This window comes from Maridesulfovibrio sp. FT414 (assembly GCF_050916235.1).
Classification (GTDB): Bacteria; Desulfobacterota; Desulfovibrionia; order Desulfovibrionales; family Desulfovibrionaceae; genus Maridesulfovibrio.
Window position 1 is genome coordinate 1681500 of sequence record NZ_CP104854.1, and the last position, 15376, is coordinate 1696875.

At 50.9% G+C, this 15376-nt stretch carries 18 protein-coding genes; 10 read left to right on the plus strand and 8 right to left on the minus strand.

Annotation, left to right across the window (positions count from 1 at the left end; translation table 11 throughout):
• Window positions 1-96: 96 nt before the first annotated feature.
• The 6 genes from rplS to ffh all read right to left on the minus strand — a co-directional run bounded on the left by rplS (window position 97) and on the right by ffh (window position 4536).
• Entirely contained in the window at window positions 97-444 is a 348-nt protein-coding gene (rplS, locus tag N7E73_RS07450; RefSeq protein ID WP_432738424.1) for a 50S ribosomal protein L19, read from the minus strand.
• 46 nt (window positions 445-490) lie between these two features.
• Complete coding sequence (trmD, locus tag N7E73_RS07455) at window positions 491-1801, minus strand: tRNA (guanosine(37)-N1)-methyltransferase TrmD (protein ID WP_432738425.1); 1311 nt, start codon at window positions 1799-1801, stop codon at window positions 491-493.
• 36 nt (window positions 1802-1837) lie between these two features.
• Window positions 1838-2371, minus strand: coding sequence for a ribosome maturation factor RimM (gene rimM / locus N7E73_RS07460; RefSeq protein WP_432738426.1), 534 nt, complete (start codon window positions 2369-2371; stop codon window positions 1838-1840).
• 29 nt (window positions 2372-2400) lie between these two features.
• Window positions 2401-2634, minus strand: a complete 234-nt coding sequence (locus tag N7E73_RS07465) for a KH domain-containing protein (protein WP_319777408.1) — start codon at window positions 2632-2634, stop codon at window positions 2401-2403.
• 78 nt (window positions 2635-2712) lie between these two features.
• Complete coding sequence (gene rpsP / locus N7E73_RS07470) at window positions 2713-2949, minus strand: 30S ribosomal protein S16 (protein WP_432738427.1); 237 nt, start codon at window positions 2947-2949, stop codon at window positions 2713-2715.
• A 69-nt stretch (window positions 2950-3018) separates the two neighbouring features.
• Entirely contained in the window at window positions 3019-4536 is a 1518-nt protein-coding gene (gene ffh, locus N7E73_RS07475; protein WP_432738428.1) for a signal recognition particle protein, read from the minus strand.
• 277 nt (window positions 4537-4813) lie between these two features.
• Here ffh and N7E73_RS07480 point away from each other — a divergent pair, with 277 nt between their 5' ends.
• The 5 genes from N7E73_RS07480 to N7E73_RS07500 all read left to right on the plus strand — a co-directional run bounded on the left by N7E73_RS07480 (window position 4814) and on the right by N7E73_RS07500 (window position 8938).
• Window positions 4814-5383 carry an OB-fold protein gene (locus tag N7E73_RS07480; protein ID WP_432738429.1) on the plus strand — a complete coding sequence of 190 codons (570 nt, stop codon included), beginning with the start codon at window positions 4814-4816 and terminating at the stop codon, window positions 5381-5383.
• Between the two features lie 98 nt (window positions 5384-5481).
• Window positions 5482-6564: a (Fe-S)-binding protein gene (locus N7E73_RS07485; protein WP_432738430.1), complete on the plus strand. Its 1083-nt coding sequence runs from the start codon at window positions 5482-5484 to the stop codon at window positions 6562-6564.
• 85 nt (window positions 6565-6649) lie between these two features.
• A complete protein-coding gene (locus N7E73_RS07490; protein ID WP_432738431.1) occupies window positions 6650-7813 on the plus strand; it encodes a hypothetical protein in 1164 nt (387 codons plus the stop codon).
• Between the two features lie 312 nt (window positions 7814-8125).
• The gene (locus N7E73_RS07495) at window positions 8126-8362 is read left to right on the plus strand and encodes a hypothetical protein (RefSeq protein WP_432738432.1); all 237 of its coding nucleotides are present in this window, start codon (window positions 8126-8128) and stop codon (window positions 8360-8362) included.
• Window positions 8363-8437: 75 nt separating this feature from the next.
• A complete protein-coding gene (locus N7E73_RS07500; protein ID WP_432738433.1) occupies window positions 8438-8938 on the plus strand; it encodes an acyl-CoA thioesterase in 501 nt (166 codons plus the stop codon).
• Between the two features lie 312 nt (window positions 8939-9250).
• On the opposite strand, the gene N7E73_RS07505 is transcribed toward N7E73_RS07500, so the two are convergent.
• Both N7E73_RS07505 and sfsA read right to left on the minus strand, forming a co-directional pair.
• A complete protein-coding gene (locus N7E73_RS07505) occupies window positions 9251-9823 on the minus strand; it encodes a DJ-1/PfpI family protein (protein WP_432738434.1) in 573 nt (190 codons plus the stop codon).
• Window positions 9824-9859: 36 nt separating this feature from the next.
• The gene (gene sfsA / locus N7E73_RS07510) at window positions 9860-10579 is read right to left on the minus strand and encodes a DNA/RNA nuclease SfsA (RefSeq protein WP_432738435.1); all 720 of its coding nucleotides are present in this window, start codon (window positions 10577-10579) and stop codon (window positions 9860-9862) included.
• 390 nt (window positions 10580-10969) lie between these two features.
• Between sfsA and N7E73_RS07515 the strand changes: the two genes are divergently transcribed.
• From N7E73_RS07515 to dsrO, 5 genes are all read left to right on the plus strand, one after another.
• Entirely contained in the window at window positions 10970-11500 is a 531-nt protein-coding gene (locus N7E73_RS07515; RefSeq protein ID WP_432738436.1) for an RsbRD N-terminal domain-containing protein, read from the plus strand.
• 47 nt (window positions 11501-11547) lie between these two features.
• On the plus strand, window positions 11548-12543 hold the full coding sequence (gene dsrM, locus N7E73_RS07520) for a sulfate reduction electron transfer complex DsrMKJOP subunit DsrM (RefSeq protein ID WP_432738437.1): 996 nt from the start codon (window positions 11548-11550) through the stop codon (window positions 12541-12543).
• Between the two features lie 61 nt (window positions 12544-12604).
• Window positions 12605-14212, plus strand: coding sequence for a sulfate reduction electron transfer complex DsrMKJOP subunit DsrK (gene dsrK, locus N7E73_RS07525; RefSeq protein WP_432738438.1), 1608 nt, complete (start codon window positions 12605-12607; stop codon window positions 14210-14212).
• 3 nt (window positions 14213-14215) lie between these two features.
• Entirely contained in the window at window positions 14216-14593 is a 378-nt protein-coding gene (gene dsrJ, locus N7E73_RS07530; RefSeq protein ID WP_432738439.1) for a sulfate reduction electron transfer complex DsrMKJOP subunit DsrJ, read from the plus strand.
• Window positions 14593-15375 carry a sulfate reduction electron transfer complex DsrMKJOP subunit DsrO gene (gene dsrO, locus N7E73_RS07535; protein ID WP_432738440.1) on the plus strand — a complete coding sequence of 261 codons (783 nt, stop codon included), beginning with the start codon at window positions 14593-14595 and terminating at the stop codon, window positions 15373-15375. Before dsrJ ends, dsrO begins: the two co-directional genes overlap by 1 nt.
• The last annotated feature ends 1 nt before the right edge of the window (window position 15376 follow it).

Below are 15376 nucleotides of genomic sequence, written 5' to 3' on the forward strand. Positions count from 1 at the left end.
GCAGCCCGGGAGAGACGGTTTTCAACACAATTTTGCGTTCCCATACCGGACTGCAGGTCCGGCGGGATAATCCGCGAAGCATTAATGCTTCGAGGCCTACCAAGCCTGCTTGGACTTGATGCGTGCAGCCTTACCTTTAAGGTTGCGCAGGTAGTAGATGCGGCTGCGGCGTACTTTACCTTCAGCAATAACCTCTACACGTTCGATGTAGGGGGAATGGATGGGGAAAACACGCTCAACGCCGATACCGTCAGAAATCTTGCGGACGGTGAAGGTGGAGTTGGTGGTACCTTTACGGAAACGCAGAACAGCACCCTGGAAAACCTGGATACGTTCTTTTTCACCTTCGATAATACGCAGGTGTACCTTTACAGTGTCGCCGGCCTTGAAGGCAGGCATATCAATACGCATCTGTTCGCGTTCGATCTTGGAAATTACGTTCATGTCGCTACTCCTTATATAAATTCATTTGCGGCACCCGAAGGCGGATCTACCAGGCGTCTCCCAACAGCCTGTCGACCGTGATCGCCACCGCACTTCTTACTGATAGATGGTTGTATCCGTCCATGAAGCGGATAGGTCTTATACTGCCCGCAGCCATTTCGAGAATTTCGGGGGCCAACCCGTGTCCTGTACCGAAGACCAGAAGAACCGGGTTATCCTCAAGCAACCCACGAACATGGTTCATGGTCATGCTGCCTGCACCCCGTGCACTGGTGGTCACCAGTATCGGCTTCTTACCCGTTCCCGACTCAATATGCTCCACCGCATCGAGCAGGGAATCTTTCACACTCACCTTGGAAAATGCAGCAGCCCGGTCAGGATTGAACCTGCTGCCCGGCCCCGAGGTCCAGTGAGAAATAATTCTGTAAGCCAGTTTCTTCTGATCCTCGATGGGAGTCACCGCAAAAAATCCGCTGATTGAGTAGGAGCGGGAAACGCGGGACATATCGTGAATATCGAGGTTTGTCAAAGAAACAGCGGCCTTTTCCCCAAATTTATTTAGCACCGGGTAGTGCACTAGAGCCATATAAAGATTTTTTCCCAAACGTTTCCGAGGGATTGTGCGCAAATAACGCACGTCATCTTTTTTTAACCCTTCAGCTTCAGCCAGAATCTCAGGTCGTGCTTCAAGAGTCACTTCCAGAGACTGTTTGCGTCTCCACTCCTCGATCAGGGCATGGTTCCCTGAAGACAGCACTTCCGGAACATCCAGCCCTGCATAACTGGGCGGACGCGTGTAGTGCGGATACTCGAGAAGCCCTGAGGAAAAGCTTTCCTCGGTTCCGGATTCGGAATGACCCATAAAATCCGGCAGAAGACGGGCTACAGCTTCAATAAGGCACAGGGCCCCGGCTTCACCTCCGTTGAGCACGAAATCGCCGACAGAAACAAGCTCAACGGGAAAAATATCTTCAAAACGGGCGTCAATACCTTCGTACCTTCCGCAGACGAGGGTCAGCTCCTCTTCCTTGGAAAGTTCAACCGCCATTTTCTGGGTCAGCGGGCGTCCTTTGGGGGAAAGCATTATAAGACGCTTCCCGGCGGGACATCCTCCCTCTCTGGCGGGCTTTATTCCCACGGAATCCAGGGCCCTGGCAATAGGGTCAATGAACATGACCATGCCCGGTCCGCCTCCGTAGGGACGATCATCGACGCTTTTATGCCTGTCCTCGGTAAACTCCCTGGGATCGACCTTGCTGAAGGATACAATACCCTTCTCAACAGCCTTGCCCATGAGCCCGTGCGACAGCGGGGAATCGAAAAATTCCGGAAAGAGTGAGACCAGATTAAATTTCACTTTAAAGCCTTGAATTTAAAAGAATGCCACTCTGACCTACTTCTTCGGTTCCTTCAGGTAGATGTCGAGCAACCCTTCGGGAGGCTCAATAACCACCTTCTCCGTATCCAGATCAACGGACAGCACAAATTCCTCAACAGCGGGGAAAAGGATCTCCTTCCCTGCCGTGGAGGTTATTACCCAGGTCTCCTGACCCGGTGCAAGAATGAAGTTCGAAATGGTTCCAACCACAGTCCCGTCTTCAAGCTCGACGCTCATGCCTTCAAGCTCGTACATGTAGACCTCGTCATCATCCGCCTGGGGAAGATCGGCCTCACGCACCATGATTTCCATGCCACGCAAAATTTCCGCCTGGTCACGTCCGTCAATGCCTTCGAAGGTCAGGAGCACGCGCCCCTTGTGGGTCCGGAAAGACCGCACAACAAAACGACGGGGTTTCTGTCCTTTCTTGGCCAGATAGAGACAGGGGACCTCGTCGAAAAGAAAAGGGGAGTCCGCATGGGATTCAATGCAAACCTCCCCCCTGAGTCCATGTGGTTTGACCACTTCGGCAACTACGAGCATTTCCATAGCGGCCTGCTTTTGGTCGGGTTCTTATTCTATTCCAGAATTTCCAGAACAGAACGTTTTCTTACCTTGGTAGATGCAGCCCCAAGCAGAGTTCTCATTGCACGGGCAGTACGTCCCTGCTTGCCTATAACCTTGCCGAGGTCTTCTTTAGCAACCTTGAGCTCGATTACAGAGGTCTGTTCCCCCTCGATCTCGGTGACAACGACTTCTTCCGGATTGTCAACAAGCGATTTCGCGATGTATTCAACTAAATCCTTCAACATGCCAACAACCTCCGCTTCTGATTTCGAATGTGTACCGTGAGTAGTGAAGAAGAATTCGAACCTTGGTAAGAACGAACCTTAGGAATTGGCTTTGAGAAGAGATTTTACAGTGCTGGAAGCCTCTGCGCCTCTTTCAAGCCACTTCTCCACTTTTTCCTTGTCGATTTTAACTTCTGCAGGCTCAACCATGGGGTTGTAGTAACCTACATAATCCAGAGGACGACCGTCGCGTCTGGTTTCGCTGTTAACTGCTACAATGCGGTAAAAAGGGCGTTTTTTGGAACCCCTACGGGTCAATCTGAGTTTAATAGCCATAGTTACTTTCCCCCATATAATCTTAAATTAAGTGGTTCGTTAATAAATTGCAAGCAGTGCCCGTAAAAATTATTTCTTCTTTTTCTTACGGGTCTGCTTATTGAGCTTTTTCTTCTTGCGGGCCAGAAGGGTTTTCTTGCTCTTCTCCCTTGAAGACGAGGACATACCCTCCATTCCTTCAAGGCCTTCCAAGCCTTCCATGCCGGGCATTCCCGGCATACCTGCCCCGCCGCCAAGTCCGGGCATTCCGGGCAGATTCGGCATCTTGGGCATTTTGCCCATTCCACCTTTTCCGCCCATCATTTTCTTCATCATCTTGCTCATCTGATCAAAATTCTTGAGCATCTGATTGACTTCCTGGACGTCCACGCCGGAACCTTTGGCAACCCTGGCCCTGCGGCTGGGGTTGATAAGCTTGGGATTCCTGCGCTCTTCCATGGTCATGGACGAGATGATGGCTTCTATCCGTTTCAGCTCCTTGTCCGGGATTTCCAGATCACCGAGCTGCTTGGTCAGCCCGCCGAGTCCGGGAATCATCTTCATGATGGAACTCATGGAGCCGATCTTTTTCATTCTGCGCATCTGGGTGCGGAAGTCCTCAAGGTCGAACTCGGCCTTGCGGAACTTTTCAGTAAGCCTTTCAGCTTCTCCCTCTTCCATCACGGCCTGGGCCTTCTCGATCAGGGACAGTACGTCCCCCATGCCGAGAATTCGCGAAGCGGCCCGGTCAGGATAGAAAAGTTCAAGTTCGGAAAGCTTTTCACCCACGCCGACGAATTTTACGGACTTACCGGTGACTGACTTGATGGAGAGCGCCGCACCGCCTCGGGCATCACCATCCATTTTGGTAAGGACTACACCGGTAACATCGAGTTTTTCGTCGAAAGTGGAAGCCACGTTGACAGCGTCCTGCCCTGTCATCGCGTCAGCCACGAAAAGAATTTCATCAGGTGCACATTCCCGTTTGATGGAAGCAAGCTCCTCCATCAGGGGTTCGTCAATGTGCAGACGTCCCGCGGTATCGAAAAGCAGGACATCACAGCCCAGCTCTTCCGCCTTGACCATTGCGTCGCGGCAGATGTCCACCGGATTCATATCCGTGGTGGAAGGATACGCAGGCATGTCAAGCTGCTTGGCCAGTACATGAAGCTGGTCGATTGCAGCAGGACGGTAGACGTCGGCAGGAACGAGGTAAGGCTTAAACTTCTTGCGCCGCAGATACAAGGCAATCTTCGCCGAAGAAGTTGTTTTACCGGACCCCTGAAGGCCGACCATCATAATTTTGGAAAGCTTGCCCTTGGTAAGGTTCAATCCCTCCTGCTCGCCGCCCAGCAGTTCCACAAGTTCGTCATTGACGACCTTGATTACCTGCTGGCCCGGAGAAAGGGATTTCTGGACCTCCTGCCCGAGAGCGCGTTCCTTGACCTTCTCCACAAAATCTTTGACGACCTTGTAGTTTACGTCCGCTTCGAGAAGGGCAAGACGCACTTCACGCAGGCCCGTCTGGATGTTTTTCTCATCCAGTCGTCCCTGCCCCTTGAAATTTTTAAAGGCTTCGGAAAGTCTATCTGATAGGCTGTCGAACAATTGTCTTACTCCGCCGGCTAAGCATTTTCATCGCAATCTGGACCGCAAAGCTCCACCTTTTCAGTCCGAAACGGATTGCTTAAAGAAAGGGGTTGTCTGTTAAAGCTTTTACCCACCCAAGTCAAGTGAAGACTCATATCAACTTTTTTGAAAATCACAAACACTTATCCGCAGAGTTCGAAATTTCATTGCTATATTGCTTGCTTTTTTCATAGCCTCCTTCCAATATCAGTAGATTGAAACTTTTCCGCCAGAGCCATGCAGAAGGAGACCAAGGATGAAGAACATCGTTAAAGCAGAGGAATTCCAGCTTGTTGATCCCATGGGCAGAGTAAGGACAAGAATTTATCTTTCAGACGAAGGAAAAGTTGTTGCCGATGTTTATGATTCTTCCGGCGAAATCTGCAACAAGATAGACCTGCAGAAACCTCCGGTTCAGGGCCCGACAGCTCAGCAGCCCAAACAGTCCAACGGCAAGGAAAACCTGTCCCAGTGGCACACCAGAATCGCCAACGAAGTACAGCTCGGACAGTCCAAACTGCATGTGGGCTCCTACAAGCTCTATATCGACTTCATGGAAAACAACACCATGGCCAGCGGGAAATACCTCAATGAAGTCATTGAGGTTTCCGGCGAAATAGTTGAAGTGGTTGCCAAGGACTTCGGCAACCTGCGTATCGGACTCAAGGGCATGTCTAATTTCACCGCAGAAGTCATCTGCCACTTCACCGACGACCAGACCACCATAGTGAGCAACCTCAAGCCCGGACAAAAGGTGCGGGTTAAAGGAAAATGCACCGAGTTTGTCAACAAGAGAGTCAAAGTCTGGGGCTGCCACCTCGTATAACCGCACAAGGCGAATCGCCCTGCGGAAAACGCGATAGCCGCTCAATCATAGTTCGGCACGACAACCGGAACAACCCACTCAGCGCAACAAAAATCTACATGAAACAACTTCTCGATTCTCTCAAGTTCACCGCCGAAACATGCATAGACTGCGGCAGATGCAATTCCGAATGTCTTTTTCTAAGCGACATGGGATCCCCTGCCGCATTTGCACTGGAAGGGCTGTCCTCCGACGAGGCTCTCAACCGCAATGCAGTAAAAACATACGAGTGTTCCATGTGCGGACTCTGCTCCGCAGTCTGCCCTGTTGATGCCGAACCGGCGGCCATGTTCGGCGGATTGCGCTTTCTGGCTCAGGAAAGAGGCCTTTTCGACCTCAAGCAATACTCACCGCTACTGAGCTACGAAAGAACTGGGCGGAGCTTCCTGTTCCGGGGCAGCATTATCCCCAAGGGATGCACAACCGCCTTTTTCCCCGGCTGCACTCTTCCGGCCCTTTTCCCAAGGGCGGTTAAAAACGCCTTTGCCGCTCTCAGGCAAAATGACGCCAGTTTTGGACTGATTTTCAACTGCTGTTCCAAGCCCTCCAAGATGCTCGGACTTAAAGAGCGTCACGAAACGGCGCTTTCCGGACTTGCCGCAGAGCTGCGTTGCAGAGGCATCAAACGCATAGTCACTTCCTGTCCCAATTGTCACGTAACCCTTAAGGAATACGGACCGGACTTCGAAGTCTCCTCCATTTTCGAGGAACTCCTCGAAAAGCAGATACCGACCAGGCCGTCATACCTGCAGCAAATTACAGTGCACGACCCCTGCGTCATCAGGGACGAGCACTCAATCCACAGGGCAGTTCGCACACTGCTCACCCGCTCTGGCGCAGACATCACCGAGATGAAGCACTGCGGCAGCACAACAATATGCTGCGGCGAGGGCGGGGCGGTCAATTTCCACAAACCGGCCAATGCGCAGGAATGGAGAAACAAACGCATTGCCGAGGCCCGGGAAACCGGACGGCCCATGGTCAGCTACTGCGCCGGATGCGTCAATCAGCTCAATTCCGGACATCCGACAGTCCACCTTCTGGACCTGCTGATGGTTGAGCGAAATCAGATTCCGGATCTGCGAGGATTCCCCAGGAACTATATCAACCGGCTGATCCTGAAACACACTGCAGGAAGGTGATGACCCGTGAATTATTCAGGGACAGCTTATTTTTTTCGGTCTCAACTCTTCTAATCCTTTACAGATACATGTAACAGACTCATCAATGAGATCGGACAACACTGCCATAACCGCAGCGGAATTTCCGCTGGCCCTGTTCATGCTCGGCATGCCGCTGATTCTGGCTGCATACAGCCTGAGCGGCCTTGTCGCACCTGCGAACACGGCAGACGTTCTCATGACCGGCCTTGCCGTACTCGGATTTATTGCGGAACCTTTCAGAGACCAAAAAAGCCCGGACATACCCCTTTGGATCAAAGCCGGAATTCCCGCCTTACTCATCACCTGCATATCTTTTCATTCATTTGCCAGATTCACGCCGCACCTTATGAGCCTGCTCCCCTTTCTGATGGAAGCAAAACCGTTGCTCTATCTGATGGTGACACTGCTGTGGGCGAGCATGTTTGGTATCCCGACTTCAAAACAGATCTCATTCTGGGCTCTTTGGCTGGCTATCCTGCTCAACGCAGAATTCTGGTATGGATTCCTTGAGCATAATCTGGCAATCGAACCCAACATTCTGGGGCACTATACCCTGACCGGACCTTCACTGCTAGCCGGACTGTGTGCCACCCTGCATCATAAGCATGAAAACCGCATTCAACGGCTGATCATACTTATTGGCATATTCTGTACACTCAGCCGGGACAACAGCCTGACTGCGGTATTGATTCTGCTCATGTTCGGCCCCAAAGGACTCATCAAGAAATTCATCCTGATTCTGGTCCTGCTATTCTTCAGCTACGTTTCGCTGATTCCGCAGGACATGACCATGCTCAACCGCAATGACCTTCCACAATACTGGATATGGTTTGCAGTACTTGAGCTGCTTGCACGCAACCCGATGCTGCTGCTGACAGGCTTCCCCCTCTCGGTACCGGTCCCGCTTAGCGTTCCTGCATCCATATGGAACATCTGGCACGAACAGCACTATGTATGGACCGGCCAGGGCGTATACCTTTTCCATATAACCCCGCTCTGGCTGCATCTGATCACCGCATGGGGACTTGGAGGTATTGTCATTGCCGCCACCGCAGCCACTGCTTTTTATCGCCGCCATTCATCCGCAATGACTGCAGGGCTCTTAACAGCAGTTTTCATGACCGGGTTCTTTTCTCCGCTCATTTACAGCGGGCCATCCGCAATAGTTCTCTTCCTTGCCTTCACAAGTGCCACCCGTTCGGAAACACAGACTTTCAGCTTCGAGTAATTCCCCCAACCGACACCGCTTTCCAGATATCCTGATCCTGACTTGCGCCTGAGATTTCTCCTCTTACGGAGTTGGGACTTAAACATCACTTCCTGCACACGATACGATTACTTATTGAAATCTTTTTGCACACTTTTGTATTACGTTTGTATTATCTATTTAATGCAAATATATTTCATTTTGAACACTAAATTCGTCAATTTTCATTGTTTTTTAAGAATCAAAAAGATTAATTTTTGTATTACAAATGTATTGACAAACGAAGACAAATCATGTTTGATCCCTTCAAACACAGCAGGCAGAACAGATTGAATGACTAGAAAAGTAAAATCCGTGCGGGTTCCTCTTGAACTGGAAACCCTGAATCTTTCAAAACTTATCCGAGAATTTGAGAACTACCTCAGAGACTTGGAATCTGCGGCTTTGTTGAGGAATGACGGAAACCCTGAGGCTGCTGAAGCCCTGATCAAGGCAAGGCAGATTGACCTGGGGAAAAGGATCGCGAAAATGATATGGGAAGCAAAAGCAGAATATGCTAAAATCAGTTAAGTTCTGCTATGTAAGACATTCTGAAATATGTTTGTAATACAAAACCACATCATCAAACGCTATCAGGATTAAAAGATGAAGCCGAAAAAAATCAGCGACAGCCGGACACTCATGACCTACCGGGTGCTGCCGCAGGACACCAATCCGGCAGGCAATCTCCACGGGGGAGTGCTCCTGAAGCAGCTGGACCTTGTTGCGGCAACATGTGCCATGCGCCATGCCCGCAAACCGGTTGTAACAGCCTCAATTGATCGCATGAATTTTCTTCGCCCGGCTTATGTGGGGGAATTGATCAGCCTTCACGCCAACGTGAATATGGTCGGGCGGACATCGATGGAGATAGGAGTCCGGGTTGAAGCGGAAAATCTGCTGACCGGCGAAATCAGACATACAAATTCAGCCTATCTGACTTTTGTGGCCATGGGGGAAAATGGAAAGCCCACCACCGTGCCTCCGCTGATTCTGGAGACCGGTGTGGACCACAGGCGCAACCGCGAAGCCATTGAGCGCAGGGCAGTGCGCAAGGCTGAACGGCAGCGTGAAAGCGGCTCCGCAGAACAGGCGGAGAAAGAATAGGTTAGCCAAAACAGCTCGAATTGATGCGGGGACCGTCCAAAGTCAGCCGAAGCCGCATCTTGCATTGTAAGGAATGCAGCTACTCCGAGTCTGGTTTCTGGCCGGGAGCTCCACCCTCCCGGCAAAATTTCGGCATCCTGCTCCTATGGCGTCCGGCCGGGATTAAACCCGGTCCCGGTCGGACACCACGCCTTTTTTCGACACCATCAAAGGCCGGAAAGCCCCCGTTTTCGAAAATTCGAAACGGGGGCTTTCCACTTTAATGACCTCGCGGTGATTTAAAAACCACTACTTCCGATAAATTGTTTTATTTTAGCTTAAATGCTCTGCCTCCATCATACTTTTAAATTGCTGTACAATTTCAGCCCCCACTCCTGCAGCCTCAAAAACAGCAGCCGAAAAACTTACAGGAGCTGTGCCAGGGGCGGTTATCACACGATTTTCGAAAACCACAGGCCTGCCTGGACAAAAATGTTCATCTCCGGAATATCCATCTGCATTCTGTGACAAGTAATCAAGAGCATGAGTAGTATGCGGGTTAGAATTCAAAAGACCTGAACGAGCCAGTGCAAGCACTCCGCCGCAAATGCCTGCGACAATTCCACCTCTTGAATAATAATCTGCAAGCAAATCAGGTACAGCAGACGAGTCTTCAGACTCCCATGAAGTTCCACCGATAACGGCTACCACCTCGGGACCCCATCCGACAACTTCATCAATCTTATTTGAAACAACAACATCAAGCCCACCCAAAGACTTGAGCGGTCCTGTTTCAGGAGCAAAAAAACAAATATCAAGACCATAATACTGTCTACCGGTCCCAGCTATAAGACCATACTCCCAATCCGCAAACCCCTGTGTAAGAATAATCGCCACTTTTGCCACAAAAACTCCTGTAGTTGTTAACTATTCATAAAAAACTTAGCTAGACCGTGCAAGCGGCAACTTCCGCCCAAGCCAGATCCCCTTCTCGCCCAAAACAGCCTCGTATGCCCAACACTCCACACCGGCATCCAGTGCTTTGTAAAACAGCTCCGCATATTCAGGGTCTATAAAATCTGCCGGACCGAAACAATTCCCATCATTGCGCTGCACCAAAAAGAACAATGCGACCCGATCCCCCTTTGCCGCAAGATCCATCAACTCAACCAGATGCTTGCGACCGCGCTCGGTCTGGGCATCCGGAAAACAGGCCACGCAGTCCTCAACCAGAGTCACGTTCTTGCATTCAACCCACAGTGCGGGGAGCTTACCGGACTCGTCTAGGAAAAGACCGTCCAATCTGCTGTTACCCACCTTGGCCTCGCGTCTGAGAAAGGCATAACAGTCCGCTTCACGGAGCTGCCCGGCTTCAAATGCGAGCTGCAGCATTCGGTTAGGAACGGCGGTATTGACCCCGACCATCTCCCCCTGCGGCATGACCGCCTCAAGGGTCCACTTCAACTTGCGATCAGGATTCGCAGCCGGAGAAATGAATATTTCCTGCCCGGAGCGCAACAACCCCAGCATTGAACCGGTATTATTCGTATGCACTCCCACGACACAGCCATCAAGCTCCGCCTCCACTGTAAATCTCTTATAGCGACGAATAAAAACCGCCCTTCGGCATCCTTCTGCAAATCCTATCAACGGCTCAGACATTCCCGATTATCCTTGAACTATTTGATTTTATATAAAACAAAGCTCCACACTCTACGGACTCCATATGCCTTTTTAATTCAGACTGTTTCTTGAACACTTCTATTTTTTCACTCATCCGTCAACCGTACCTCCCAACCCCCGAACGGACGCCCTGACATGGGAGTGAAACCCTTGTTTGACAATGATTTTCATACCATCGGGGACGGCTGTTGGACGGTAAAACCCCTTGACGAATCACCGGGTATCTGGAATATCGTCCTGTTAGTCACAGTGTGACAAAATTCACTTTTTCGGCTCGAACAAGAGAGCCACAACAGATTTCCGAGCCCCGAATCAGGCTTTGTGCGGGGCTTTGAAATTTATTATTGTTTACAAAACAGGTACTTAAAAATGAGTCTTGTACAAAAATTGTCGGAAAGAAAAAAAGATCTGGCAGCAAAATGGTTTGAGCTTGTCCTTTCCACCTACCCCAGGGAAACTCAGGCGGTATGGAAAAGCAACAACGACAAATTCACCAACCCTGTCGGAATCACAATCAAAAAGGTCACTGGAGAACTTTATGACCTTATCCTGCAGTGGAAAAGTGCCGACGAAATTGCCAAGTCCCTTGACGAACTGATCAGAATCAGGGCCGTTCAGGACTTTGCCCCATCCAAAGCTTTAAGTTTTGTCTTCCTTTTCAAGAAACTCCTGAGAGACGAGTTCATGGATGAATTGAGACAGGAAGGCAAACTTGATGAGTTGCTCGCGTTCGAAGCCCGGATTGATAATCTGGGACTGATCGCGTTCGACATCTATACCAAGAATAGGGATTTGATTACGCAGATGAGAATTGAAGAGGTCAAAAGATCTCATCACATGCTCCGTCGGCGGGTCAACGAAATCGAGGACGCTTCGGCCAAAGGGGCCGGACAGGTGTAGTGGCCGGCTTCCCCTGGAAGCCAAACGTGTAAGCGAGGTGAAGGTAGATGAACGCTTTGTACTCACTCGTTTTAGTTTTTGCCCTGGTGCTTATCGCACTCTTCGGAGTCGGGACAGCGCATATGGCAGGACTGTTCGGCACTTTGCTACCGTATGTAGCAGTTGCCGTATTTCTGGTGGGTTTTTCCCGCCGGATAATCGGCTGGGCAAAAAGCCCGGTTCCTTTCCGTATCCCGACCACGGGCGGTCAGCAGAAGTCCCTGGACTTCATCCAGCATGACCGTTTTGACAACCCCGTGACTCCGGGTCAGACTTTTATTCGTATGGTTCTTGAAATCTGCTGTTTCCGTTCCCTTTTCAGGAACACAACTGCAGCTCTCAAGGACGGAAGAGTAACTTACGCCTCATCCAAATGGCTGTGGCTCTTTTCACTGCTCTTCCACTACTCATTCCTGCTCATCGTGATCAGGCACATGAGACTTTTCTTTGAGCCGGTACCCGCATGTATCGGTTTTGTGGAAATGATCGACGGGATCATGCAGATCGGCGTACCCAGACTGTACATGTCCGACCTGCTCATTCTGGCCGGTCTGGGCTTCCTGCTCGGACGCAGACTGAAAGACCCCAAAATCCGTTACATTTCTCTTGTAACCGACTATTTCCCTCTGCTTCTCATCATCGGTATTGCCCTTTCCGGTATCTACATGCGCTACTTTGCACACGTTGATATCGTGGCCATCAAGAAGCTGACCATGGGTCTCGTAACCTTCAGCCCCGTAATCCCCGAAGGCGTCAGTGTGGTATTCTTCATCCACCTGTTCCTGGTTTGCGTGCTGCTGGTCTACTTCCCCTTCAGCAAGCTGATGCACATGGGCGGCGTATTCCTGTCTCCGACCAGAAACATGCCCAACGATACCCGTATCAGGCATCACGAAAACCCCTGGAACGATCCCAACATCAAGCCCCACAGCTATGCGGCTTATGAAGACGAGTTCAGGGATGTAATGATTGAAGCGGGTCTCCCGGTGGAAAAAGAGGCATAGGAATCCATTACAGGATTTAATGTCGCTTAGACCTTAACATACCTTTTGATGAGGAGTTAACATGGCTAACCTCCCAAAAGCTGATGAGCTATTCAAAAGCATCAACTATACGCCACCGTCCACAGGCTGGATGGATACCCCGGTTAATACAGCTCCGGGTAACTGGTGTTATCCTGCAAAGGCAGAGAAACTCGAGTATTTAGGTTTCCCCAACCCACGTGAATGGTCTCCTGAAGACGTGGACTGGAAACTTCCCGAAAACTGGCAGGACATTGTCCACCAGGGCTTTAAAGAAAGACTCGACAAGTACCGTTCACTCAAAGTGTTCATGGACATCTGTGTTCGTTGCGGCGCATGTGCTGACAAGTGCCACTTCTTCATCGGTTCCGGTGATCCCAAGAACATGCCCGTCCTGCGTGCGGAACTGATGCGTTCCATCTACCGCAAGGACTTCACCATGGCCGGTAAAATCCTGTCCACCCTTACCGGGTCCAGGGTTATGACCGAAGATGTTCTCAAAGAGTGGTTCATCTACTTCTATCAGTGCACCGAGTGCCGCCGTTGTTCCCTGTTCTGCCCCTACGGCATCGACACAGCGGAAATCACCATGATGGCACGTGAACTGCTGCACCTTTGCGGTGTGAACATCAACTGGATCCTCGAGCCGGTTTCCAACTGTAACCGCACCGGTAACCACCTCGGTATCCAGCCCCACGCATTCAAAGACATCGTTGAATTCCTGGTCGATGACATCGAGGAAATCACCGGTAAACGCATCCACGTTCCCATGAACGAAAAGGGCCATGAAGTTCTCTTCATCACCCCTTCCGGTGACGTTTTCGCTGATCCCGGCATCTACACCTTCATGGGTTACCTGATGCTCTTCGATCACATCGGACTCGACTACACCCTGTCCACCTACGCATCTGAAGGCGGTAACTTCGGTCTGTTCACTTCTGCAGACATGATGAAGAAACTCAACGCCAAGATGTACGCCGAAGCAAAACGCCTCGGTTCCAAGTGGATTCTGGGCGGTGAGTGCGGCCACATGTGGCGTGTCATCAACCAGTACATGGATACCATGAACGGTCCCGCTGAATTCCTCGGAGTTCCCAAGAGCCCCATCACCGGTACCGTGTTCGAAAGCGCACGTCAGACCAAGATGGTTCACATTACCGAGTTTACTGCCGACCTGATGAAGCACAACAAGCTGAAACTCGATCCGAGCAGAAACGATCATATTCGTGCAACCTTCCATGATTCCTGTAACCCCGCCCGTGCCATGGGCCTCATGGACGAGCCCCGTTACGTCATCAAGAATGTTGTCAAAAACTTCTTTGAAATGCCCGAGCAGACCATCCGTGAGCAGACTTTCTGCTGCGCAGGCGGCTCCGGCCTCAACACTGACGAAATCATGGAAATCCGCATGCGCGGAGGTCTGCCCCGCGGTAACGCACTTAAAACAGTTCAGGACGAGCACGGTGTAAACATGCTCTCCTGTATCTGTGCAATCGACCGCGCCACCCTGGTACCCCTTGCCAACTACTGGGCTCCCGGCGTCGACGTCTGCGGTGTTCACGAACTCGTTGGTAACGCGCTCATCATGGATGGCGAAAAAGAAAGGGAAACTGACCTGCGTATGAATCCTCTGCCCGGGAAGGAGGGGTAACTCATGCATTACGGTGGAAAAATCATTACCGGCCTGGTAATCTTCCTCGGCCTTGTATCCATGCCCTTCTGGTTCAACATCGGCGGAAGCTTTGAAGAACCCAAGCTGGAACTGCCCAAGAATGCCAAAATCTGTGTTGCGCCTACTGAAAACATGCGCAAAAACCACATGAAGCTTCTTGATCAGTGGAGAGATATGGCTCTTCGCGATGGCCAGAGAACATACATCAGTGAAAAAGGCGACAAGTACACTATCAGCCTTCAGAACACCTGCATGAACTGCCACACCAGCAAGCAGGAATTCTGTGACAAGTGCCACGTTGCCGCCAGTGTAACTCCCTACTGCTGGGATTGCCACGTACCTCCCAAGGAGGCAAAATAATGAAACAGAGTAGAAGAAACTTCCTTAAGTTTGCAGGTCTCTCTGCAGCAGGACTTTGCCTCGCTCCCAATGCCGTAATGGCATCCGGAGCAGGAACAGGTACCGGTGCCCACGGTGCTGTCAATGAAACCGCTCTCCACGCCAAGCGCTGGGCCATGGTCATTGACACCCGCAAACTCAACACTGAAGAAGCAATTGATGCTCTTGCTGAAACCTGCCACCACATCCACAACGTTCCCAAGATCGATTCAGATCAGAACATCAAATGGCTGTGGTCCGGCACTTACAGCGAAACATTTACTGAGCAGGAGAACAACTTCCCCTCAGAAGCTCAGGAAAAAAACAGGTTCCCGCTTCTGTGCAACCACTGCCAGAATCCTTCCTGTGTTCGCGTCTGCCCCACCAAGGCAACCTTCAAGCGCCCTGACAACATTGTAGCGATGGACTACCACCGCTGCATCGGCTGCCGTTACTGTATGGCTGCCTGTCCCTTCGGCGCAAGAAGCTTCAACTTCATGGATCCCAGAACCCATCTCGATATGGACAAGATCAACATGAAGTTCCCCACCCGCATGCGCGGTGTTGTGGAAAAATGCAACTTCTGCGTTGAGCGTCTGGCAGTCGGCGAAATGCCCGCCTGTGTGGAGAAGTCTGAAGGTGCAATCATATTCGGCGATCTGCAGAACCCTGACTCCGATGTCAGAAAAGCTCTGCGTGAAAACTTCACCATCCGTAGAAAACCCGCTGCTGGCACCGAGCCCGGCGTGTACTACATTATCTAGG